Genomic DNA, 25,794 nt, shown 5'->3' on the forward strand with positions numbered 1-25,794 from the left:
AAAATAGGTGAAGAAGATGGTATTTCTCAAGAAAATGGCCCGCTTTAAAAAATTAACACAAAAATGTAAAAAATATTGAATAGAACTATTGCTATTTCTACTATGTTGTGCTATATTTAGAGAAGCTAATTAGAAAAACCGAGGAGGTAAAGGAAATATGAAAAAGTTAGCGGCTAGTTTATCAATGATTTTCTCATTATTGATAATTTCATTCGGCGTGTTTACGACCAACGTAAGTGCAGCCACGTCCAAAAATGTCGATGTCATCACGGAGATCAAGATCCAAAATGACAAAGGTGGAGAATTGACAGGTTCACTTGACACCTATGATACTTTCCGTCTTAACGCAAAATTTGAGTTAGAAGGAAAAGGTGTCAAAGCAGGTGATACGACAGAACTTAAGATCGATGCACCTATCGACATCAAGTCTCAGAATTTTGAAATCAACGACATAATCACTGGTAAAAAGATTGCCGATGCAGTAGTTGACGCAAAAACTGGTAAGATTGTCTTGACATTCACAAAATTCGTTGAAACGAAAAATGACGTTTCAGGTTCATTCTTCTTCTACGCAGCAGTTAACAAAGACAAATTCCCTAACGATGGTGAGGCACCAGTTAAGGTTCATGTTAACGATAAAGTGAAATTCACTGGTACGGTAACAAGTAAAACTGGTGACGTTGGTAAAGGTTACCCAATCATAAAATCTGGGTGGACTGGTAACAACAACAAAGAACTTGGATACAGAATCTCTATCAACAGAACAAATCAAGTAATCAACAATGCAGTGATTTCTGATACGCTCAATTCAAAAGGAGTTACTTACCGTAAAGGTAGCTTCAGAATCTACAAAGGTACTTGGGAATACGCTGGCGGTAAATGGAATCTTAAAAACAAACAAGATGTTACGTCTAGCTATACTGTAAATGCAACTGATACTTCATTCTCTATCAACTTTGGTAACATTGGCAAGAACGACGGCTTTGAATTACAATACGAAGCTGATATCAACTATACTGCTGTTGACGGGGAAAGAATTAAAAACACTGCAACTATCACAGGTGATGGTTTAAATCCCGCGGATAAACGTAATACATCACAAAATGGTGTCAACATCCAAATCGCTGGTGGTGCTGGTATCGGTTACGAATTTAGCATTAAAGTGAAAAAAGTAGACGAAAACGGTGCTCCACTTAAAGGTGCGAAATTCCAAGTTATCCGTGCAACTAACCAAGATATCATTGGTGAGTTTGAGTCAGATGCTAATGGTGAGTTCACTGTTAAGAACATCTTGCGTGACCAATACATCATCAAAGAAATTCAAGCTCCAGAAGGTTATGACTTGGCAGCTGATACTGTAGTTGAAGCTGGTGATTTCACAACACCAAAAACTCCAGTTGCTAAAACTATTACAGACCAAAAAACAACTACAACAACTACAACAACTACAACTACAACTACAACAACCACAACTACAACAACAACAGAAGAACCAACAACAACTACAACTACAACAACAACAGAAGAACCAACAACAACTACAACTACAACAACAGAAGAACCAACAACAACCACAACTACAACAACAACAGAAGAACCAACAACAACTACAACTACAACAACAACAGAAGAACCAACAACAACTACAACTACAACAACAGAAGAACCAACAACAACTACAACTACAACAACAGAAGAACCAACAACAACCACAACTACAACAACAGAAGAGCCAACGACTACTTCAACAACCACAACTACAACAACAGAAGAGCCAACGACTACTTCAACAACAACTACAACAACAGAAGAACCAACAACAACCACAACTACAACAACAGAAGAGCCAACGACTACTTCAACCACAACAACAACTCCAGAAGTACCAACTCCAGAAGATACAACCACAACAACAACTCCAGAAGTACCAACTCCAGAAGATACAACCACAACAACAACTCCAGAAACACCAGGAAATCAAGGTGGAGAAGGACAAGGGGATGACACAACCACAACAACAACTCCAGAAACACCAACATACCCAGGCGATGGAAATGGTTTTGGTCCTCGTAAATCATCAACAACAACAACTCCAGAAAATAGTGAAGAAACAACCACACCAGAAAATGGTGGAGGTCGCAAATCACTTCTTCCAAGTACCGGTGAAGTTGTAGCAACTGGCCTTGTATTCTCAGGAGTACTTGTCTTGTCAGGTGCAGTAGTATTAAAACGTAAAATCTCTAAATAATAAAAAAAGAGTTTCCGTATAAAGGAGAGAGCGAAAGCTCTCTCTTTTTTGGAAAGGAATGAAATGGAGGAAAAGATGAAACTTTCGATACTCATTACTTTATTTAATGAGGAGTTAGTTCTTTCTCAAACACATGAAGCCATGTCAGCACAATTGGAACAGATGCTGGGGAAGGAACTCTCGGACTATGAACTTCTGTATATCGATGATGGAAGTAGTGACCAGACCTATGGGCTAATTACAGCCATTGCCAAAGAGAATCCACGTGTGAAATATATTCGATTTAGTCGTAATTTTGGCCGTGAAAGTGGTATATTAGCAGGTTTTAAATACGCGAGCGGTGATGCCGTCATGGTTATGGATGGAGATCTCCAACATCCACCTTATCTGATTCCCCTCTTTTTAGAGGCTTATAATGAAGGATATGATATTGTCAGTGGGCAACGAACGCGAGAAGGGGAGTCCTTTATTGGAAGTACCTTTGCACGCCTCTTCTATTTCTTGTCAAACCGTTCAATGGACGTTAAGCTGACAGATGGAAAATCAGAGCTGAGATTGCTAAGTCGTAAAGCTATCAATGCCTTTGTATCGATGCCCGAATACAATCGTTTCAACAAAGGGTTGTATGAATGGATTGGCTTCAAGGAGAAGGTAATACCTTATAAAAACGAAATCCGCAAGGCAGGTAAAAGTAAGTTTGGTTTTAAGAAATCATTGAATTATGCTATTCAAGGGATTGTTTCATTTAATGATCGTCCCCTTCGTGTTTGTATTCAATTTGGTTTCATCTGTTTAGGACTTGCTCTTTTGTATCTTGTTTTTGAATTGATGAAATACATACTATCAGCAGGTAACTATGTCAGTGGTTACTTTACAACCATTGCAGCCATCATTCTATTTAGTGGCGTTCAATTGATTTTCATTGGTATTCTTGGAGAATATATTGGAAAAATCTATTATGAGGTAAAACGTCGTCCTCACTTTATCATTGAGGATACCAATATCGAACAAGCAAAAGAAAATAATATTGGATAAAGGAGAGAATATGTTAATCTGGTTTATGCGCTGGCAAGAGTTTTTGAAGAAAAATCCCAAAAAAATTCTCTATGCCTTGAGTGCGTTAGCCCCAATGACTATTATGTTAGTAGTTTGGGCTTTCATGGGGATGTACCCGTTTGGAAGTAAGAGTCTGATGGCTGTTGACTTTGGTCAGCAATATATCAGTTTCTTTGGCTTGCTAAAAAATGCGATCTTGACGGGAGACCTATCTAGTTTGAGTTATTCTTTCACTAAGTCTCTTGGTGGAGATATGATTGGGGTGCTTGGATACTATCTAATGAGCCCCTTTAACCTCATCTATATCCTAATGCCCCTCAAATATTTCGGAGCAGCAGTCTTTCTTACTATTTGGCTCCGCTACGGGGCAATCGGTCTATCCTTTGCATTCCTCTTGATCAAACGTTACAAAGGTTTGGAGTCTAGAAAATGGATGGTTCCACTGTTCTCGACAGCTTATGCCTTGTCAGGGATGTTGGTTTCCTACCAGATGAATGTCATTTTCTATGATGCCATGATCATGCTACCAATTGTCATTGTGTACTTGGAACAATTGTTAGACGGAGAAGCTCCCTATCGCTATTCCTTTGTCTTGGGACTAGCTGTCTTACTCCAATTTTACATGGGCTACATGATTTCGATTTTTGTTGCCTTGTATGCCTGTTTCTATGTATCTCCTAGATTGATGGTCGAAGGTGATCTAAAGACAAAACTAAAAAATTATATCCCACCTTTATTACAAGCTGTCATTTATTCGATTATCGGGATTGGAACAGCAGCAGTCCTTTTGCTACCTGTCTTCTTTAACCTGTTGGAAAGTAAGGGACAGATTGGTGGAGGAATGACCTTCTCTTTTGCTTTCCAAATCAACCCCTTAGATATTCTTGCTAAGATGGTCATTGGTGGTTTTGATACGACATCTGGTTGGTCTGCAGGACCAAACTTACCAAATATCTATATTGGGGCACTTGGTTTTCTGGGCTTCATTTTCTACTTCCTCTCTAAGAATGTTTCCAAAGTTAAGAAATGGGCTGCTGGGATTGTTACTCTTGTCTTCTTGACATCATTCGTTAATGAGTTTGTCAGTAAGATCTGGCACATGGGGCAAAACCCAGCCGGCTTCTTCTTCCGTTTTTCTTGGTTGTTCTCGTTCTTCATGTTACTACTGGCTTACCAAGCAGTGAAGGAAAGACCAGTTGTCTCTAAATGGACGAATCTTGTGATTGGAATCGGGTTGGCTCTCTCTGTATGTTATATTCAATCGAAGAGCTACACCTTTATCGCCAAGGTACAACCAGAAGCAATCACTAACTATTTCTCAAAAAATGTGTTTCTTCCTCTCTTGGTTTTGGTGGTTCTAGGAGGCCTCGGTTTTTACACCTATTGGACAAAATCTCAGAAGAGTCAGCGTGAGAAGATGATTCTAATTGGTGTAACTTCGGTCTTTATAGTGATTGCCTTTCTGTTACTGAAAGCAGGTTATTTACTCACCCAAGTCAGTCTCACAGTGATCGCCTATTTGGTTGTCTTGCTCATCTTGAATTTCAAACTGTCCCGTTTTGCTGTGGTGATTGTTTCCCTTGTATCGATTTTGGAGTTTGGTTATAATGCCTACTTGTCACAAGTTACTCTAGGGTATGATAATGTTAATAAATTTTCAGATGCGACTGTATCAGTTAAACGTGTGACAGATAATATTCAAGAAAATTCAGATCAAAAATTCTATCGAATTGCTTCGGATTTCGGTTATTCTAGAACAGTACCTTCGTTGATTTCTTATCCAGGCTTGAGTACGTTTAGTTCGAGTTTGGAACGAAGCACCATGGACCACTTTGCTTTTATGGGAGATCTTGGAGTCAATGCGTCAACCCAGTATTCAAATGGAACCCCATTGACAGATGCCTTATATGGTGTACGTTACTTTATGAGTGCCAAAGATTTTGATCCAAAAGAGATGGAAGATAATCCAGATAAGATGTACTTTTATCGATATACGGACCGATTCGATTTGAAACGCTATTTCACGGAAAAAGTCTATGAAGATAAACGTTATGTTGTCTATAAAAATCCTAAATCTTTCCCGCTTGCATATGGTACAAATGTTCTTGTGAGAAATATTAAATTTGGTGTCAATAATGCTTTTGCCAACCAAAATATTATTCTGAATTCAATGGAGGGGCATCAAAAAGCTAAAAACGATACGATTGAGTACTTTAAACCTTTGGCATTTAACGCAATTGAAACAGAAAATGTTATTGAAGAAAAGGTCAATAAGAAAACTGGGGAAGCTATCTATAAGAGAGCAGATTCTTCAAAGGATGCTATTATTCGCTATAGAATCACTCCTCGTACAAATTATACCTATTACTTTTTCACTCCTGTGTCTTTAACACATAAACAAGACTATTCTGTCTTGCTCAATGGTAAATGGTTAAAAAATAATAAATCATTTACGCAAAGACAAATTTGGCAGTTAACAGATCAAACAGAAAATAAGGAAACTGTTATTGAATTTAGATTTAGAACAGATCAAATTGATATGAGTAACGCAGCTGTTTATCGTGCAGATGTTGATCAAATTGAACAAGTATTGGAGAACCGGAAGAAACAAGGATTAAAAGTTACGAAGTTCTCAAATACTCATATTGTAGGTAATGTATCCATTACAGATAATAGTAAATATATGATGACTTCAATTCCATACAGTGATGGATGGAAAGTGAAAGTGGATGGGAAATTTGTTCAAACGTCAAAAGCTTGGAATGCTTTCTTAGCGTTCCCGATCTCAAAAGGAAATCATAAGGTCGAATTCGTCTTTAGACAAAAAGGAGTCATTCTTGGTGCGTTGCTATCGATTGTTTCAATTACTTACTTAGTCATTCAAATGAGACGAAGCAGAAGTAATGAAGGACGATAGGATATGCGAGAGTATCAAAGATTGTTATAAATACAAAAAAGGATAGCATCCAATTGGATGCTATCCTTTTTGTATGATACGCAAATGTGAATGATTAGTTATTAGAAATCTTGCGTTTCAGGATGACGGCACCTGACAAGACAAGTACTCCTGAGAATACAAGGCCAGTTGCGACAAATTCACCCGTACTTGGAAGAAGTGTTTTGTGACCTCTACCATTTTCTGGTGTGGTTGTTTCTTCACTACTATTTGTAGGTGTTTCTGGACTTGTCGTTGTGGTTGATTTAGTACGAGGACGCCATTTACCTTCTCCATCTCCTGGTACTCTTGGTACTTCTGGTTTTTCTGGAGTTGTAGTTGTTGTTGAAGTGGTCGTAGGCTCTTCAGTTGTTGTAGTAGTAGTCGTTGTTGGCTCTTCAGTTGTAGTTGTTGTCGAAGTAGTCGTAGGTTCTTCAGTTGTAGTAGTTGAAGTGGTTGTCGGCTCTTCAGTTGTAGTGGTAGTTGAAGTCGTTGTAGGTTCTTCAGTTGTAGTAGTTGAAGTGGTTGTCGGCTCTTCAGTTGTAGTAGTTGAAGTAGTCGTAGGCTCTTCAGTTGTAGTAGTTGAAGTAGTCGTAGGCTCTTCGGTTGTAGTGGTTGAAGTGGTCGTAGGCTCTTCAGTTGTAGTAGTTGAAGTAGTCGTAGGCTCTTCAGTTGTAGTGGTTGAAGTAGTTGTAGGTTCTTCAGTTGTAGTAGTTGAAGTAGTCGTAGGTTCTTCGGTTGTAGTGGTTGAAGTAGTCGTAGGTTCTTCGGTTGTAGTGGTTGAAGTAGTTGTAGGTTCTTCAGTTGTAGTAGTTGAAGTAGTCGTAGGCTCTTCGGTTGTAGTGGTTGAAGTAGTCGTAGGTTCTTCAGTCGTTGTAGTTGAAGTAGTCGTAGGTTCTTCAGTTGTCGTAGTAGTTGAAGTAGTTGTAGGCTCTTCTGTCGTAGTAGTTGAAGTAGTTGTAGGTTCTTCAGTTGTCGTAGTAGTTGAAGTAGTTGTAGGCTCTTCTGTCGTAGTAGTTGAAGTGGTCGTAGGCTCTTCTGTTGTAGTAGTTGTAGTAGTTGTAGTAGTCGTTGTCGTTGTCTGCTCTTTTGGATTGATGATAGTCTTCGTGACCTTATGGTCCTCACCAAAATCTTCAGCATTTACGACAGTTTCAGCAATTTTGATCGTATAACCTGTAGGGGCCTCAGTTTCCGTTAAGATATATTTATCTTTTAAAAGACCATTGACTGTGATATTCCCATCTTTATCTGTCACATATTCACCGATTACTTGGTTGTTGGCTTGACGTACCACTTTGAATTTAGCTCCAGCAAGTGGTTGGTTAGCATCATCTACTTTATGAATATGAATGGTAAAGACATAACCAACACCAGAACCACCAGCAATTTGAACGGCAGCTCTATTTACTGCTTCTTTAGTCTTAATGTTCTTACCTTTTAAAGTAGCCTGGTTATTTAAGACTTCCCCATCGGCTGGTGAGTAATTTAAGTGGACATCATACGTAATACGGTATTGATCCGTCTCACTGATATCTCCAAGATTCACAACAAATGATTGACCATTTTCACCAACAGTAATAGGATGTTCATTGGTTACATCCTTAGTATTATTAAATTGCCATTCACCATCGACATAAGACATCTCACCTTTTGTCACACGAAAACTATCTTTAACGTAAGAAGCATTGGTAAATTGCAAATTGTCTTCTACGGTTACATTTTTAATATTTTGCTTTAGTTGGTTCACAGAAATGCCATAGGAAATAGTCTTAGGGTCATCTGAGTGAACCCAACTTGTTTTCTTTAAAAGGTTTGGATTACCATCACCAACACCTTTAAAGGTAACTTTACCTGCAATAGTTGTTTTGTTGTTAACCGTCATTTCAACCGGAATTTCTCCTTGTTGAGGGTGCTTCTTGAAGTCGATACGAGCGTAGAAATAAAAATTACCATGTGTATCTGAATGTTTCTCCGCATAATCCGTATAAGTTAATGAAATCTTTTTATTATCCTTATCCACTGTTGCATGAGCGATGACTTGTTCAGGCTTAGTAGTAGTTTTGATATCAAAGCTTTGTGATGTAATAATCAAAGCATCTGGAACAGTGATATCCGTTGTGTCACCTGCTTTGACATCCTTACCAGCCAAGTCGAACTCAGCATTGATACGGAATGTTGCCCATTGTCCTAATTCCCAATCAAGGTTGCCACCTTCATTATTGGTAACTTTGATATTTTTGATCGTATCGACCAATTTTCCGCTAACGGTCACTCCAGGAGTTTCTGCTGAAGTACGATTTAGACCTAAAGCGAAAAGCATGGCCACTAAACAAAGGACAAATGAGAAAATTTTAATATTTCTAGTTTTCTGCTTCATCTTATCTTCCCTTTTCATAAAAATACAGGTGCCTAAACATCAATATCTGATTACTTTTAATGATATGGATACTTTATACCATATCTGTTTTCAATCAAAATTGAGTGTTGAGACACAACCGCCATTGCATCATTTTATATTAGAGCGAAATATTTTGATTACAAAACTATCCTCTACACAGGAAATTATAGCAAAATTTATGAGTTACTTCAAGTAAAAATTGGTGGATTTCATCACAAATTCCAGATTTAAATCATTCTATTTTGACTACCATAATTTTAGAGTAAATTTTATTGAAATTCATAAAGATGATTCAAAAAATACGAATAATAGAATTGAGGAGACGATTTGCTAAAGTGATGGTATAATAGAAGAGATAGAAACATTGTAGAATGAAAGAGGAATGATCATGACAAAAATTCGTGGATTTGAACTTGTATCAAGCTATACCAATCAGGACTTGCTTCCAAAACGGGAGACGGCCCATGCGGCTGGCTACGACTTAAAGGTGGCAGAGCGCACAGTGATTGCACCAGGAGAAATCGTCCTCGTCCCAACTGGGGTCAAGGCTTACATGCAAGCGGGAGAGGTGCTTTACCTCTATGACCGATCGTCCAACCCTCGCAAAAAAGGCCTGGTCTTAATCAACTCTGTGGGGGTCATTGATGGAGACTACTATGGCAATCCAGGAAATGAAGGCCATATCTTTGCTCAGATGAAAAATATTACGGACCAAGAAGTCGTTCTTGAAGTTGGGGAACGTGTAGTTCAGGCTGTCTTTGCTCCTTTCTTAATTGCAGATGGAGATGAGGCGGATGGCGTGCGGACTGGTGGATTTGGGTCGACAGGGCACTAAGATGAAGATTATCTTTGTCCGTCATGGGGAGCCAGATTACCGTGAGTTAGAGGAGCGTTCCTATACTGGATTCGGGATAGATTTGGCACCCTTATCTGAGAAAGGAAGACAACAAGCTCAGGAACTTTGCAAAAATCCTTTGTTTGGCTCAGCTGATATCCTGGTGTCTTCTGCAGTGACGCGAGCTTTAGAAACGGCTTTTTATGTATCCTGTGCTACTGGCCTTCCTTTGAGGGTAGAGCCATTATTGCATGAATGGCAGGTTTATGAAACAGGTATAGAGAACTTTGAAACAGCTAGATGTCTGTTTTTAGAAAACAAGGGGGAGTTGCTCCCAAATTCTCCTGTTCAATATGAGACAGCTGAGGAAATGAGGTCTCGGTTTCTAAAATCTATGCGCAAGTATCGAGACTATCAGACAGTCGTTGTTGTCACTCATCGAATGCTCATGCGCCAATTTGTACCAGACGAGAAGATTGATTTTTGCCAAGTGATTGAGTGTGAGATAGAGATTTAGAAAGAGGTTTATCATCGCAAAGAAAAAAACGACATTTATTTGTCAAAATTGTGCCTACAATTCACCCAAATACCTAGGGCGCTGTCCTAACTGTGGTTCTTGGTCTTCCTTTGTGGAGGAAGTCGAAGTTGCAGAAGTCAAAAATGCGCGTGTGTCCTTGACAGGTGAAAAGACCAAACCCATGAAATTGGCGGACGTGACCTCTATCAATGTTCACCGGACCAAGACGGAGATGGAAGAATTCAACCGCGTCCTTGGAGGTGGTGTCGTCCCAGGAAGTCTGGTCCTCATTGGGGGAGATCCTGGGATTGGGAAATCGACCCTGCTCCTTCAAGTATCAACCCAGTTATCCCAAGTGGGAACAGTTCTTTACGTTAGTGGAGAGGAGTCGGCCCAGCAGATCAAACTTCGGGCAGAGCGCTTGGGAGATATCGACAGTGAGTTTTATCTCTATGCTGAGACTAATATGCAGAGCGTGCGAGCAGAAGTGGAGCGCATCCAGCCTAACTTCCTCATCATTGACTCGATCCAGACCATTATGTCTCCTGAGATTTCAGGGGTACAAGGATCGGTTTCTCAGGTGCGTGAGGTAACGGCTGAGCTCATGCAACTGGCCAAGACCAATAACATCGCCATCTTTATCGTCGGTCATGTGACCAAGGAAGGAACCTTGGCGGGTCCTCGGATGCTGGAACACATGGTGGATACGGTGCTCTACTTTGAGGGCGAACGCCATCATACCTTCCGGATTCTAAGAGCAGTCAAGAACCGCTTTGGCTCGACCAATGAGATCGGGATCTTCGAGATGCAGTCGAGTGGCTTGGTTGAGGTGCTCAATCCGAGTCAAGTTTTCCTAGAAGAGCGTTTAGACGGTGCCACTGGTTCGTCAATCGTAGTGACCATGGAGGGGACTCGTCCGATTCTTGCAGAAGTACAGGCCTTGGTGACACCAACTATGTTTGGAAATGCCAAGCGGACGACGACAGGTCTTGATTTTAATCGGGCTAGTTTGATTATGGCTGTTTTGGAGAAACGTGCAGGTTTGCTCCTCCAAAATCAGGATGCCTACCTCAAATCAGCAGGTGGTGTCAAATTGGATGAGCCTGCCATTGACCTGGCAGTAGCCGTAGCCATTGCCTCGAGCTACAAGGACAAGCCAACCAACCCGCAGGAATGTTTCGTCGGAGAGTTGGGCTTGACAGGAGAAGTTCGCCGGGTCAACCGGATCGAGCAACGAATCAATGAAGCTGCTAAACTTGGTTTTACCAAGATTTATGTTCCGAAAAATTCTCTGACGGGGATCACGACACCATCAGGAATCCAGGTGGTCGGTGTGAGTACACTAGCTGAAGTCTTGAAGAAAGTATTTTAATAGTAGAAAAGTCTTAAACGGGAAGTTTAAGACTTTTTTTCAGATGTGACAGATGACAGGAGGTATCCCCTGACAGAAAGGATCGGATATGGTAAAATAATAGATGATTTGAATTTCAAAGGAATAAAGGAGAGACCATGTCTTATTTTGATAATTTTTTAACAGCCAACCAAGCTTATGTGGCGCTACATGGAGACCTCCGTCTTCCGATTAAGCCCAAAACACAAGTCGCCATCGTGACCTGTATGGATTCCCGCCTTCACGTGGCACCTGCACTAGGTCTGGCTCTTGGAGATGCCCATATTTTGCGGAATGCTGGAGGGCGCGTGACAGAGGATATGATCCGGTCTTTGGTCATCTCTCAGCAGCAGATGGGGACCCGTGAAATTGTAGTTTTGCACCATACAGACTGTGGCGCTCAGACCTTTGAGAACGAAGGCTTCCGGCAGCATCTAAAGAAAGAACTGGGAGTAGATGTGGGAGATCGTGATTTCCTACCCTTTCAAAATATTGAAGAGAGTGTCCGTGAAGATATGAGGCTTCTCAAGGCTTCTCCTTTGATTCCAGAAGATGTCGTTATCTCAGGAGCTGTGTATGATGTGGATACCGGATTGATCTCAGAAGTAAAATGATCATATAGAAGAGAATAGGAAGAGAGAACGATCTTTGTTTCCTGTACTCTTCTTTTTTATAGTATAAAAAAAGTGAACCAAATAGGAAAAAATGTGACAATTTAGCAAAAAACATTAAAAAATTAGTGGAATAAAATAACATTTTAACAAGAATATTACGATTTATTTTCAACAGATTGACTCTATATGTCAACGGTGTTACAATTTTACTGGTATCATGGAATCATGAAATATGAAAAAGGAGATCCTATAAATGAAGGATATATTTAATAAGCGCCAGCGCTTTTCATTGCGAAAATATAGCGTTGGGGTTTGTTCAGTTCTTTTAGGAACAGCACTTTTTGCTGCAGGAGCTCAATCTGCATCAGCAGATGAGGCAACAGTAGCCTCTGAATCTGCAGGAACGGCGACTTCAGGAGCACAACCTGCTGCAACAGAATCAAGTCAAGCAGAAGTACCAGTTGCTTCTAAGGCATATGGTGAGGGAGCACCAGCGCCAAAAGTAGACCTTTCTAATTCTGCTACAACTTCAGAAGCACCAGCTCCATCAACTGAAAAGGCTGAAGGGATTGAAAAATCAGCTGCTTCAGAAGACAAGGAAGTCCCAGCTGAGACTAAAAAAGAAGAAAAAGCTGAAACTAAAAAATCTGAAGAAGCTCCAAAGTCGACAGCACCATTAGAAACAAGCAAACCTGTCGAGAAGAAAAAAGAATCAAGCCCTAAGCTGGTCTCCACACCAGTGGTTACTCCAGCACAACCTACTGCAGCTCGCTCTGCAGCAGTTGAAAACTCAGAAACATCACCTGCAAGTGAAAGCTCAGAAGCACCTACGGCTATTTCAGCTACTGTAAATCCAGTAGCTCCGATCATTGGTGCAGAGCGAGGTGTGCAGGTAAATAGAGAAGCAGCTGAAGAGCGTAGTGCATCACTTGATCGTGCAGCAACTGATTTGACGAACGCTGGAGCCTTGGTAACAAGTCATAGCCGACGTAGCCGTCGTGCTGTGTATGATCATAATGGAACTCCAGTGGAAGTGACTACCTATTTAAAACCAGGTGAAACTGCAACTCCAAGCATGTTTGATGCGAACGGTGCAACTGTGAGCTCTCAATCTGTACCAGCTGGATACTCAGCTAAAGAAGGAGATTGGTATACATACAGTATTGTAGATCTTACTCGCTTTAACGAACGGTATCATACAAACTACTATGCGCGTGCGTATAAGAGATTTGATGCTTCGACAGACACGACTGTTGAATTGATCGATAAAAACACTGGCAATGTAGTAGAAACCAGAACGATTACTGCTTCTAGCGGAATTCAAAAATTCACAACTACCAAAGCAGCCTCTAATGGAGAATTAACTTGGCAAGTTGATTTCGATAAAGGTTTAGGAGCTGGACCTGGTAAAACGAACCAACCATTTATTCAATTGGGTTATGAAGTTGGAGCAAGTATCCAAGCTTTAGTAGCTCCTGGGCACAATCTTACTCAAGATGAGAAAAAATTATACGATGCTGTTTATGCTGCTCGTACATCAACGGATATCATTAACGTTGTAGAGCCTGCTTATAATGGCCGTACGATTACAGATACCAATGCCAAGATTCCAGTAGCAGTTGAAAAGACAACTTACTATCGAGTAGTTGATGAAAATAACCCAACATTCAACGCCAATAAAACAGATAAGACTGTTCAAGACTACGTGCCAAATGGTAATGAAGTAGACTTAGCTAGATATACTCTTAAAGCTATGGAAGGACAAAACTTCACAGCATCTGGTGAACGTCAATTTGCTGGCTACAAGTTGTATCAAACAGCCGATGCAAACGATCAATCAGGTTATGTGAGTCGTCCTTATACTGTTGGTACCAAATTCATGGACGCTGAGCGTGCAGGAATTAAACGGATCAAAGAAATCGTAGATGAGGATGGAACTGTAGTCGTTCGTGTTTACTTACTAGATCCAAAACAACAAAGTAAACGTTCTGATGGTACATTAGACACTGATGGCTATATGTTACTAGCAGAAACCAAGCCAATTAAACCAGGTGATTACAATAAAGAAGATTTAGTTGTTAAGAAATCACCTCTTAACACAATTGCTTTCACAGATAGTAAAGGTGTAAACTATCCAAACGGTAAAGAAGTTCCATTTGACTTCCAAACAGCTGCTGGATATACACCTAAGAAAACAGTATTCGTACCATTCTTGGGAGACAACATTGGCCACCTTTCTCCAAACGAACAATTGGTTCGTGGAGTAAATGGTATCGGTACCAACGTTGACTTGCTCAACTCTTTGACACCGTATAAACAACCAATCTACTACTATGTGAAACAAAAACCAGTCGAAGTCACTCCAGAAGTTGAAAAACAACTGGAAGGACGGGTGCTAGTTGACGGTGAATTCACCTTCAAGATTAAAGAAAACCAATCAAACAAATCACTTCCTGCCTATGAAGAAACTGTAACGAATAAAGCCGACGGTAAAGCTACATTTAGCAAATTATCATTTAACAAAGTTGGTACTTACACATACACAATCACTGAAACTGCAGGTTCAGATACAAACGTCGATTACGATGAAATGACAGTTACGATGACTGTTAATGTAACTGAAAATTCTAACGGTGATTTAGAAGCTTCTGTTAAATATAGTGGTAGTGGTGGATTTGCCTCAAAAGCTGATGACAAAGTCTTCAACAACTATGTCGTAGCTCCAGTTAAGACCAAGTTTGACTTCAGCAAGGCCCTCGCAGGTCGTGAGTTGAAAGCTGGTGAATTCAACTTTGTATTGAAAGATTCAACTGGTAAGACTCTTCAAACAAAGACAAACACTAAAGAAGGTGTTGTAGCCTTTGATGACTTGACCTTTGACAATACTCAAGTTGGTACTCACAAATACACTGTAGAAGAAGTTATTCCAGAAAATAAAGAAGCTGGTATGACTTACGATACGATGAAAGCTGAAGTAACGATCACTGTTACGAAAGAGGGTCACGTTCTTAAAGCAACGAATACTCTTCCATCAGATACAGAGTTCAACAATACCTTCACACCTGCTGCTACACAAGCTCAATTCAAGTTTACTAAGAAATTGGAAGGTAAAGAGCTTACAAAGGATGCCTTCACATTCGAATTGCTTGAAAATGGCAATATCATTCAAACCAAGAAAAATGCAGCTGATGGAACTATTCAATTTGATGCGATTTCATACGATAAAGAAGGTTCTCACACATACACTGTACGTGAAGTAGCTGGAACAGATAGAAACATCGACTACGATGATATGAATGCAGTTGTAACAGTGAACGTAACCAAGAATGCTTCAACAGGGATCCTGACTGCTAATGTTACAATGCCGGCAGATACAGAATTTAACAACTATGTTGTTGCTCCAGTTGTTACAAGATTTGACTTTACTAAAAAATTAGCCGGTCGTAAGTTAAAAGCTGGTGAATTCAGTTTTGTTCTCAAAGATCAAGATGGTAAGGTTATTGAAACAGTTAAGAATGATGCAGAAGGAAATGTGACCTTTACTGAATTGTCATATGACAATACTAAAATTGGTACCCACTCATACTCTGTTGAGGAAGTCATCCCAGCTGATGCAGATAAAGAATTTGGTATGACATACGATACCATGAAAGCATTTGTCCGTGTAAAAGTTGCTAAGAATGGTCATACCTTAACAACTGTTACAGACATTGCTTCAACAGGCGGTAAGAATGCTGCTGGTGAATCAACTGACACTCAAGAAGATACTGAATTCAACAACAAAGTCACTCCTCCAGAAACTCCTAAATTCCAACCAGAAAAATTTGTCGTTTCTAAAGAGAAATATGACATCACTGGCAACAAGTTGATGAACGACGACGATGAGTTGACAAATGAATACACTGAAACAAATGCAGATCCATATGTAGACAAGACAACCAACAACGAACCAGAAAACTTGAATACTAAGACAGTTAAACGTGGTTCTAAATTGGTTTACCAAGTATGGCTAGATACGACTAAATTCACTGAAGCAAACAACATCCAATACGTTGGTGTATCGGATACATACGACGCTGATAAATTGGACGTCAATGCAGCTGATATCAAAGCATATGATTCAGTAACTGGTGCAGAAGTAACCAATAAATTCGACATCAAAGTTGAAAACGGTACAATCACTGCAACTTCTAAAGAAGCATTTATCAAAGATAAAGTCAATGCTCCTGTTATCGACACAACTAAGTTCGAATTCGGACGTTACTATAAATTTGATATCCCAGCAACTGTGAAAGAATCTGTTAAAGCTGGTGCTGATATTGAAAATACAGCCAACCAAACCGTTCATGTTTACAACCCAGTAAGCAAGATGGTTGAAAAGCCTGAAAAACCAACACAAAAACGTGTCAATAGCGTTCCAGTTCCAGTGGAAATGAACTTCACGAAACGTTTGGAAGGTCGTGAACTTCAGGCCAACGAATTCGAATTCGTATTGAAGAAAGACGGCGTTGAAGTTGAACGCGTGAAGAATGACGCTGCTGGTAAGATCGTCTTCAAGACTCTTGAATTCGGTCGCGATGATCTTGGTAAGACTTACAACTACACAGTTGAAGAAACTCCTGGTACAGATGCAACTGTCAACTACGACACAATGGTAGCTACCGTTAAAGTGGTTGTTTCACACGATGGTACAGCGAAAGCCATCGTTGCCAACGTAACAGACGCTGCTGATAAAGAATTTAACAACCGTGTAACACCTCCAGAAGAACCTAAGTTCCAACCAGAGAAATACGTTGTTTCTAAAGAGAAATACGATATCACTGGTGACAAGCTCGTTGACGATGATAAAGAGTTAGCAGACAAGTACGCAGATACCAATGCGAACCCATATGCGGACGATGCATCAAACAACGAAGCAGAAAACTTGAATACCAAGACTGTTGAACGTGGTTCTAAATTGGTTTACCAAGTATGGTTGGATACAACTAAATTTGACGCAGCTAACAAGGACAACATCCAAACAGTTGGTATCTCAGATAACTATGATGAAGCTAAATTAAATCTTAATGCAGCTGACATCAAAGCTTACGACTCTGTAACAGGTGCAGAAGTAACTGATAAATTCGACATCACTGTCAATAACGGTGTGATCACTGCTAACTTGAAAGCTGGCTTCACGAAGTCACTTGGCGATGCAGAAAACACACAAGTCATCGACACAACTAAATTCGAATTCGGACGTTACTACAAGTTCGATATTCCAACAACAGTGAAAGACGATGTGGTAGCTGGTGCAGATATCGAAAATACTGCGGCTCAAGTTGTAAACTATTACAACCCAACTACTAAGAAAGTTGAAAAACCTGAAAAACCAACTGAAAAACGTGTCAACAATGTTCCAATCTCAGTAGAATTTAACTTCACTAAGAAATTGGAAGGTCGTGCTCTTAAAGCTAACGAATTCACATTCGAGTTGAAAGACAGCGACAATGTTGTGATTGCGACTGCAACCAACGACGCAAACGGTAACTTCAAGTTCACTCCAGTTGATTACACAAACAAAGCTGGTCAAACGGTTACTGCCCTTAAATACAAGAAGGGTCAAGAAGGTACTTACACTTACACTGTAACAGAGGTTAAGGGTACAGACGCAACTGTCACTTACGACGCAATGGCTGCAGTTGTAACTGTCACTGTTTCTCATGATGGTACAGCCAAAGCCTTGATCACAAACGTGACAGAACCTGCTGATAAAGAATTTAACAACAAGGTAACTCCTCCGGAAGAACCTAAGTTCCAACCAGAGAAATACGTTGTTTCTAAAGCGAAATTCGATATTACAGGTACGAAGCTCGTTGATGACGATTCTGAATTGACAGATAAATATGGTGAAACAAATACAAACCCATATGTCGATACAACTGCCAACAACGAAGATGAAAACTTGAATACGAAACCAGTTGAACGTGGCCAAAAACTTTACTACCAAGTATGGTTGGATACAACTAAATTTGACGCAAACAACAAAGACAATATCCAAACAGTAGGAATCACAGATAACTACGACAAGGATAAATTGACTGTTAATGCGTCAGACATCAAAGTTTACGATTCCGTTACTGGTGCAGACGTTACGACGAAATTCGATATCTCTGATAACAATGGTGTTCTAACAGCGAACCTGAAAGCTGGCTTTACGAAGTCACTTGGCGACGCTGAAAATACTCAAATCATTGATACTACTAAGTTCGAGTTTGGACGCTACTATAAATTTGATATCCCAGCAACAGTGAAAGACGATGTTGTAGCTGGTACAGATATCGAAAACAAGGCAGCACAAGTTGTTAACTACTACAACCCAGTAAGCAAGACTGTTGAAAAACCAAACAAACCAACTGAAAAACGTGTTAACAGTGTTCCAATCTCAGTAGAATTCAACTTCACTAAGAAATTGGAAGGCCGTGATCTGAAAGCTGGCGAATTCACATTTGAATTGAAAGACAGCGACAATGTTGTGATTGCGACTGCAACCAACGATGCAGCTGGTAAGATTAAGTTTGCTCCAGTAGATTACACCAATAAAGCAGGTGAAACTGTTACTGCCCTTAAATACAAGAAGGGTCAAGAGGGTACTTACAAGTACACAGTAGAAGAGGTTAAAGGAACAGACGCAACCGTAACTTATGACACAATGAAAGCTGTCGTCACAGTTGAAGTTCGTCATGATGGTACAGCGAAAGCCTTGATCACAAACGTGACAGATCCTGCCGATAAAGAGTTCAACAACGTTGTCACTCCACCAGAAGAACCTAAGTTCCAACCAGAGAAATACGTTGTTTCTAAAGAGAAATACGATATCACTGGTGACAAACTCGTTGACGATGATAAAGAGTTAGCAGACAAGTACGCAGATACCAATGCGAACCCATATGCGGACAATACCATCAATAATGAAGTGGAAAACTTAAATACTAAGACTGTTGAACGTGGATCAAAATTAGTTTACCAAGTATGGTTGGATACAACTAAATTCGACGCAGCTAACAAGGACAACATCCAATCAGTAGGAATCTCAGATGACTACGATGAAACTAAGTTGGATCTTGATTCTACTAAGATCAAAGCTTACGACTCAGTAACAGGCGCAGAAGTAACAGATAAATTCGATATCACTGTGAACAACGGTGTGATCACTGCAACCCTTAAAGATGGCTTCACGAAGTCACTTGGCGATGCAGAAAACACACAAGTCATCGACACAACTAAATTTGCCTTCGGACGTTACTACAAGTTCGACATCCCAACAACAGTGAAAGCTGATGTACCTGGTGGTGTAGACATCGAAAATACTGCGGCTCAAGTAGTCAACTACTACAACCCAACTACTAAGAAAGTTGAAAAACCAAGCAAACCAACTGAAAAACGTGTCAACAACGTACCAATTCAAATTGAACTTGACTTCAAGAAAGCTCTTGCTGGTCGTCAATTGAAAGCGAATGAGTTTACTTTCCAATTGTTAGACGATGATGAATTCAATGTTCTTGAAACAGCAACCAATGATAAGGATGGTAAGGTTAAATTCACTAGCCTTAAATACACAAACAATGATATCGGAGTTTACCGTTACAAAGTAGTAGAAGTTGCTGGTACAGACTCAACCGTTACATATGACAATATGAAAGCTGTTGTAACAGTCACTGTTTCTCATGATGGTACAGCTAAAGCTTTAGTTGCTAAGGTCGGAGATATTGCTGATAAAGAGTTCAACAATACAGTAACTCCACCAGAAGAACCTAAGTTCCAACCAGAGAAATACGTTGTTTCTAAAGAGAAATACGATATCACTGGTGATAAGCTCGTTGATGATGACAAAGAGTTGGCAGACAAGTACGCAGATACCAATGCGAACCCATATGCGGACGATGCATCAAACAACGAAGCAGAAAACTTGAATACCAAGACTGTGAAACGTGGCGACAAGTTGGTTTACCAAGTATGGTTGGATACAACTAAATTCGACGCAGCTAACAAGGACAACATCCAAACAGTAGGAATCTCTGATAACTACGATGAAGCGAAATTAAATCTTAATGCAGCTGACATCAAAGCTTACGACTCTGTAACAGGCGCAGAAGTAACAGATAAATTCGATATCACTGTGAACAACGGTGTGATCACTGCGAACTTGAAAGCTGGCTTCACGAAGTCACTTGGCGATGCGGAAAACACACAAGTGATCGACACAACTAAATTCGAATTCGGACGTTACTACAAGTTCGACATCCCAACAACAGTGAAAGCTGATGTACCTGGTGGTGTAGACATTGAAAACACTGCGGCTCAAGTAGTCAACTACTACAACCCAACAACTAAGAAAGTTGAAAAACCAAGCAAACCAACTGAAAAACGTGTAAACAACGTACCAGTTGAGGTAGGATTCAACTTCACTAAACGCTTGGAAGGCCGTGAGCTTAAAGCTAACGAATTCAGCTTCGTACTTAAAGATTCAACTGGTAAAGAAGTTGAAACTGTGAAGAACGATAAAGATGGTAACGTTAAGTTCTCTAAACTTGAGTTCAAGAAAGGCCAAGAAGGCGTTCACAACTACACAGTAGAAGAAGTTAAAGGCACAGACGCAACCGTTACATACGACACCATGAAAGCGAATGTAACAGTCACAGTGAAACACGATGGTACAGCTAAAGTACTTATCGCGACTGTAGGCGACATTGCGGATAAAGAATTTAACAACCGTGTAACACCTCCAGAAACTCCAGAATTCAATCCAGAAAAATATGTTCTAAACGAAAAAGAATTTGATTTGACTGGAACTTCATTATTAGATGATGATAAAGAGTTGGCAGACAAGTACGCAGATACCAATGCGAACCCATATGCGGACGATGCATCTAATAACGAAGCAGCGAATATCAACACTAAATCAGTTAAACCAGGTCAAAAACTTGTTTACCAAGTATGGTTGGATACAACTAAATTTGACGCAAACAACAAAGACCATATCCAATCAGTAGGAATCTCAGATGACTACGATGAGGCTAAAGTTGATGTTGATGGTTCAGAAATCAAAGCTTATGACGGTAAGACTGGTGCGGATGTAACAGCTAAATTCGATATCACTGTGAACAACGGTGTGATGACTGCAACCCTTAAAGATGGCTTCACTAAGTCACTTGGCGACGCGGAAAACACACAAGTCATCGACACAACTAAATTCGAATTCGGACGTTACTACAAGTTTGATATCCCAGCTACAGTGAAAGCTGACGTTAAAGGCGGAGTAGACATCGAAAATACTGCGGCTCAAGTAGTGAACTACTACAACCCAACTACTAAGAAAGTTGAAAAACCTGAAAAACCAACTGAAAAACGTGTCAACAGCGTTCCAGTTGAAGTAGAATTCAACTTTACTAAACGTATGGAAGGCCGTGAGCTTAAAGCTAACGAATTCAGCTTCGTTCTTAAAGATTCAAAAGGTAATACTCTTGAAACTGTGAAGAACGATGCATCTGGTAACGTTAAGTTCTCAGCTCTTGAATTCAAGAAAGGTCAAGAAGGAACTTACAACTACACTGTAGAAGAAGTCAAAGGAACTGATACAACCGTTACTTATGACACTATGAAAGCAGTTGTAACAGTTGAGGTTTCTCATGATGGAACAGCGAAAGCTCTTCTTACTAAGGTAACGGATCCATCAGACAAAGAATTCAATAACACTGTTCGCCCACCTGAAACTCCAGAATTCAATCCAGAAAAATATGTTCTAAACGAAAAAGAATTTGATTTGACTGGAACTTCATTATTAGATGATGATAAAGAGTTGGCAGACAAGTACGCAGATACCAATGCGAACCCTTACGTTGATAAGACTGATAACAACGAAGCTCAAAATATCAATACCAAGACACTCAAGAAAGGTGATAAAGTATACTACCAAGTATGGTTGGATACAACTAAATTCACTGAAGCACACAATATTCAATCTGTTGGTGTGACAGATAAATATGATAGTGCGAACTTGACTGTCAACGGAGCTGATATTAAGGCATACGACTCTGTAACAGGAGAAGATGTAACCGCTAAGTTTGATATCAAGGTTGAAAACGGTGTGATTACTGCAACATCTAAAGCAGACTTGACTAAGTCACTTGGAGACGCAGAAAATACACAAGTTATCGACACAACTAAGTTGGCCTTTGGACGTTACTACAAGTTTGAAATTCCTGCAGAAATTAAACAATCTGCTCAAGATGGTGTGGACATTGAAAATACAGCTTCACAAATCGTACACCAATACGATCCAACTAAGAAGACTGTAGAAAAACAAGAAAAACCAACTGAAAAACGTGTAGTCAACATTCCAGTTAAGGTTCAATTCCAATTCACTAAGAAATTGGAAGGTCGTGCATTGAAGGCTGGTGAATTCAGTTTCGTTCTTAAGGACGAAAAAGGAAATGTGATCGAAACCGTAACCAATGATGCGGCTGGTAAGATCACCTTCTCAAATCTTGAATTCAAACGTGGTGAAGAAGGAACTCATCTCTACCATGTAGAAGAAATCCGTGGCAAAGATTCTAGCATCGAATACGATAAGATGGTTGCCACTGTGGGTATTATGATTAACAAAGACGGTAAAGTATTGACGGCTATTACTCAGTTGCCAGAAGATACAGAGTTTAACAACACTGTTATTCCGCCAACAACACCGCCAAATACACCACCAACAACACCACCGAATACACCGCCGACAACGCCACCAACAACACCGCCAACACCGCCAACACCACCAACGCCACCAACACCACCAACGCCACCAACGCCACCAACACCAACAACTCCTCCAGCTCCAGCACTTCCTGAAACTGGTGAAGAACAATCAGCATCTGCTGCATTGTTAGGTGCTGCACTTGGTATGGTTGGCCTTGCGGGACTTGCAAAACGCAAAAAATGCGAAGACTAAAATTGAGGTGACATCGACAAACTTGTTGATGAGGTGACAATTTTAGATCCAACAGGAAGAGGCTTTGCTCGAAAGAGCAAGGCCTCTTTGTTTGGTATTGGAAACTTAGAAAAACATGCATAAATGTGATGAAAAAGTTTCAGTAAAATTCTATATAATCATTTCATTCGGTTACTAGTTTCAGTAAAATTCCATTGACTTGAAGTAGAGAAAACAGTATACTAGTAAAGCAATTTGATCTTTCAAACTGCCGGCAACAAGGGGAATGAATCCACTTTGAATTGGGATACAGTAGGGTTTGGAGTGGTAGTACTTCACACCCTTATTGTCGTCAGTTACCCTAGTAAGACCAGACTTGTGAAACAAACACAGGATTCTTTTTTGCATAATTATAAAAGCTTATAGAACCCTCCTGCTCCATATAATCAGGAGGGTTCCGTTTTATTTTTAAAAAGCTGGTGATCCAAGAAATATTGTGAATTTCCTATAGGTTCTCTTCCATATTTATGATACAATTAAACTACTATTATCGAAGGGAGAAACTATGATTAATTCAATTGTTTCACAAGGTTTGATTTGGGCCATTTTAGGGTTAGGAATCTTTATGACGTTCCGAATTCTAGATTTTCCAGATATGACGACAGAAGGGTCCTTCCCGCTTGGAGGAGCGGTGGCGGTGACCTTGATTACCAAAGGGGTCAATCCACTCCTTGCAACGCTGGCTGCTATTGGAGCAGGGTGCTTGGCGGGACTTGCGACGGGCCTTCTCTACACAAAAGGGAGAATCCCGACACTCTTGTCAGGGATCCTCGTGATGACATCTTGTAACTCGGTCATTCTCTTTGTCATGCAGCGGGCTAATTTGGGACTTCTGGGCTATAAAAAAATTCAGGAATTTCTTCCTTTTGCCAGTGGGTTCAATGAGATTCTGATTGGCTTGATTTTCGTAACGCTTGTGATCCTTGGTTTGATCTTCTTCTTAGATACACGCTTGGGTCAAGCCTATATTGCGACAGGGGACAACCCAGATATGGCCAAGAGCTTTGGGATCAACACTGACCGGATGGAATTGATGGGCTTGGTCATTTCAAATGGGATTATTGCTCTTTCTGGTGCACTGATGGCCCAACAAGAAGGCTATGCGGATGCTTCACGTGGGATTGGTGTCATCGTTATTGGGCTTGCCAGTCTCATTATTGGAGAGGTTCTCTTTTCAAATGTCACCTTGACAGAGCGTTTGCTCAGTATTGCGATCGGATCGATCGCCTATCAATTTTTGATTTGGGCCGTGATTGCGCTTGGCATCAATACCAGCTATATTCGAATCTTCAGTGCCTTGATCTTGGCTATCTGCCTGATGATTCCAACCTTTAAGGGAAAAATCATGAAGGGAGCGAAACTCAGTAAATGACAGCAATTGTAGAATTAAAAAATGTAACCAAAGCCGTGAGCAATGGGATGAACGAAGAAAAAGTCATTCTGGATGATGTTTCCTTGGAAATTCGAGAGCATGATTTTATCACGATTTTGGGGGGCAATGGAGCTGGAAAATCAACCCTCTTTAATACCATTGCAGGGACGCTTCCGGTGAGCAGTGGGAAGATTTATATTTTGGGGGAAGATGTAACCAACTATTCTCCTGAAAAGAGAGCCAAGTACCTATCGCGGGTCTTTCAAGATCCTAAAATGGGGACAGCGCCTCGCATGACGGTTGCGGAAAACCTCTTGGTAGCGAAGTTTCGCGGAGAAAAACGTGGCTTGATTCCGCGTCACTTAGCCAGCTATAAAGAAGAGTTTCAAACAGTCCTTGCTAAGATCGGCAATGGTTTGGAACATCATATCGACACAGCCGTTGAGTTTCTATCAGGGGGGCAACGACAAGCCTTGAGCCTGTTGATGGCGACACTGAAACGTCCAGAACTCTTGCTTTTAGATGAACACACTGCTGCCTTGGATCCAAAAACCAGTCAGGCGCTCATGACCTTAACGGATGAGTTTGTGAAACAAGATGCCCTCACAGCTCTTATGATCACCCACCATATGGAAGATGCTTTGAAATATGGAAATCGTTTGATTGTCATGAAAGACGGACACATCGTCCAAGACCTCAATCAAGAAGAAAAAGCCCAAATGACCATCGCAGACTATTATCAATTGTTTGAGAAAGACTAAGATACAAAGCCCGTAAAATGCAAAGTGAAAATAGGGAGTAGGACAGAAGCAATATTGTTCATGGCGCTTCGTCGTCCCACCTCCGCACAGTTGAGTAGGGCTGTAAAAGCTGGTGAAATCAGCGTAGTAGAGCCCACTCAACCACTGCGTCTTGCTCGACAATCCAAAAATAATTGAGAGGCTAGGACTTTTGTCCCAGCCTCTTTTCCTTAAATCATTTATAAAACCGCATAAAATAGGAACTAGTTTCAGCTGAAATCGCTTGCAATTACTTAGGTAGCTGAGTATAATATAGTTAGAAAGATGAAGAAGGGATTGATACCAATGCCTTATCGAGTTAAAATTTAGGTTACTTCGTTTTAGGCCTGTTTTGCTGATATCTGTTCATGCTCTTATCGTAAAAGAGCAGTCATGTCGTGTGTGTCGGATCGGTTGGACGGTCGGGCAAACCTGCTTAGTTTGTCCGGAGACATAAGAAAACGTGGAAATAGTAGGTAGAAGCTTTTTGTAAAGGTTTTCAAACTTCAATGCGTCCAGTCGAAAACTAATCATTTGGATTTAGGATAGCAAAGAAAACCTCTGGTATTTTACACAAATACTATTAAATGAAATCAACATCATAAACATTGTTTTGTTAGCCAAAAGGTT

Annotated in this window: 11 protein-coding genes; 10 read left to right on the forward strand and 1 reads right to left on the reverse strand. The window is 40.3% G+C overall.

Features of this window, described 5'->3' with window-relative positions:
* Window positions 1-157 precede the first annotated feature (157 nt).
* From SM121_RS02970 to pgfM1, 3 genes are all read left to right on the forward strand, one after another.
* Complete coding sequence (locus SM121_RS02970; RefSeq protein ID WP_320911119.1) at window positions 158-2,248, forward strand: Ig-like domain-containing protein; 2,091 nt, start codon at window positions 158-160, stop codon at window positions 2,246-2,248.
* Window positions 2,249-2,323: 75 nt separating this feature from the next.
* A complete protein-coding gene (gene pgfS / locus SM121_RS02975; RefSeq protein WP_320911120.1) occupies window positions 2,324-3,283 on the forward strand; it encodes a glycosyltransferase PgfS in 960 nt (319 codons plus the stop codon).
* A gap of 10 nt (window positions 3,284-3,293) precedes the next feature.
* Window positions 3,294-6,221 carry a glycosyltransferase PgfM1 gene (pgfM1, locus tag SM121_RS02980; RefSeq protein WP_320911121.1) on the forward strand — a complete coding sequence of 976 codons (2,928 nt, stop codon included), beginning with the start codon at window positions 3,294-3,296 and terminating at the stop codon, window positions 6,219-6,221.
* Window positions 6,222-6,315: 94 nt separating this feature from the next.
* Here the strand turns inward: pgfM1 and SM121_RS02985 are convergent, their stop codons facing one another.
* Window positions 6,316-8,619: an Ig-like domain-containing protein gene (locus SM121_RS02985; protein ID WP_320911122.1), complete on the reverse strand. Its 2,304-nt coding sequence runs from the start codon at window positions 8,617-8,619 to the stop codon at window positions 6,316-6,318.
* A gap of 409 nt (window positions 8,620-9,028) precedes the next feature.
* Between SM121_RS02985 and SM121_RS02990 the strand changes: the two genes are divergently transcribed.
* The 7 genes from SM121_RS02990 to SM121_RS03020 all read left to right on the forward strand — a co-directional run bounded on the left by SM121_RS02990 (window position 9,029) and on the right by SM121_RS03020 (window position 25,146).
* The gene (locus SM121_RS02990) at window positions 9,029-9,475 is read left to right on the forward strand and encodes a dUTP diphosphatase (RefSeq protein WP_009731797.1); all 447 of its coding nucleotides are present in this window, start codon (window positions 9,029-9,031) and stop codon (window positions 9,473-9,475) included.
* Window positions 9,435-9,992, forward strand: coding sequence for a histidine phosphatase family protein (locus SM121_RS02995; protein WP_320911123.1), 558 nt, complete (start codon window positions 9,435-9,437; stop codon window positions 9,990-9,992). Before SM121_RS02990 ends, SM121_RS02995 begins: the two co-directional genes overlap by 41 nt.
* A 13-nt stretch (window positions 9,993-10,005) precedes the next feature.
* Window positions 10,006-11,364 (forward strand): DNA repair protein RadA, encoded by a 1,359-nt coding sequence (gene radA / locus SM121_RS03000; RefSeq protein WP_080563357.1) that lies wholly within the window; start codon window positions 10,006-10,008, stop codon window positions 11,362-11,364.
* 137 nt (window positions 11,365-11,501) lie between these two features.
* Window positions 11,502-11,996, forward strand: coding sequence for a beta-class carbonic anhydrase (locus SM121_RS03005; protein ID WP_003012833.1), 495 nt, complete (start codon window positions 11,502-11,504; stop codon window positions 11,994-11,996).
* 253 nt (window positions 11,997-12,249) lie between these two features.
* Window positions 12,250-22,974, forward strand: coding sequence for an SspB-related isopeptide-forming adhesin (locus SM121_RS03010; RefSeq protein WP_320911124.1), 10,725 nt, complete (start codon window positions 12,250-12,252; stop codon window positions 22,972-22,974).
* Between the two features lie 544 nt (window positions 22,975-23,518).
* A complete protein-coding gene (locus tag SM121_RS03015) occupies window positions 23,519-24,385 on the forward strand; it encodes an ABC transporter permease (protein ID WP_003008955.1) in 867 nt (288 codons plus the stop codon).
* Window positions 24,382-25,146, forward strand: coding sequence for an ABC transporter ATP-binding protein (locus tag SM121_RS03020; RefSeq protein ID WP_151379422.1), 765 nt, complete (start codon window positions 24,382-24,384; stop codon window positions 25,144-25,146). Before SM121_RS03015 ends, SM121_RS03020 begins: the two co-directional genes overlap by 4 nt.
* The last annotated feature ends 648 nt before the right edge of the window (window positions 25,147-25,794 follow it).

Source organism: Streptococcus sp. S1 (assembly GCF_034137685.1).
In the GTDB taxonomy this organism is placed as follows: domain Bacteria; phylum Bacillota; class Bacilli; order Lactobacillales; family Streptococcaceae; genus Streptococcus; species Streptococcus dentalis.

Coding starts and splice junctions, on each gene's coding strand:
- SM121_RS02970 (WP_320911119.1), top strand. CDS start 158: ATGAAAAAGTTAGCGGCTAGTTTATCAATGATTTTCTCATTATTGATA.
- pgfS (WP_320911120.1), top strand. CDS start 2,324: ATGAAACTTTCGATACTCATTACTTTATTTAATGAGGAGTTAGTTCTT.
- pgfM1 (WP_320911121.1), top strand. CDS start 3,294: ATGTTAATCTGGTTTATGCGCTGGCAAGAGTTTTTGAAGAAAAATCCC.
- SM121_RS02985 (WP_320911122.1), bottom strand. CDS start 8,619: ATGAAGCAGAAAACTAGAAATATTAAAATTTTCTCATTTGTCCTTTGT.
- SM121_RS02990 (WP_009731797.1), top strand. CDS start 9,029: ATGACAAAAATTCGTGGATTTGAACTTGTATCAAGCTATACCAATCAG.
- SM121_RS02995 (WP_320911123.1), top strand. CDS start 9,435: ATGGCGTGCGGACTGGTGGATTTGGGTCGACAGGGCACTAAGATGAAG.
- SM121_RS03005 (WP_003012833.1), top strand. CDS start 11,502: ATGTCTTATTTTGATAATTTTTTAACAGCCAACCAAGCTTATGTGGCG.
- SM121_RS03010 (WP_320911124.1), top strand. CDS start 12,250: ATGAAGGATATATTTAATAAGCGCCAGCGCTTTTCATTGCGAAAATAT.
- SM121_RS03015 (WP_003008955.1), top strand. CDS start 23,519: ATGATTAATTCAATTGTTTCACAAGGTTTGATTTGGGCCATTTTAGGG.
- SM121_RS03020 (WP_151379422.1), top strand. CDS start 24,382: ATGACAGCAATTGTAGAATTAAAAAATGTAACCAAAGCCGTGAGCAAT.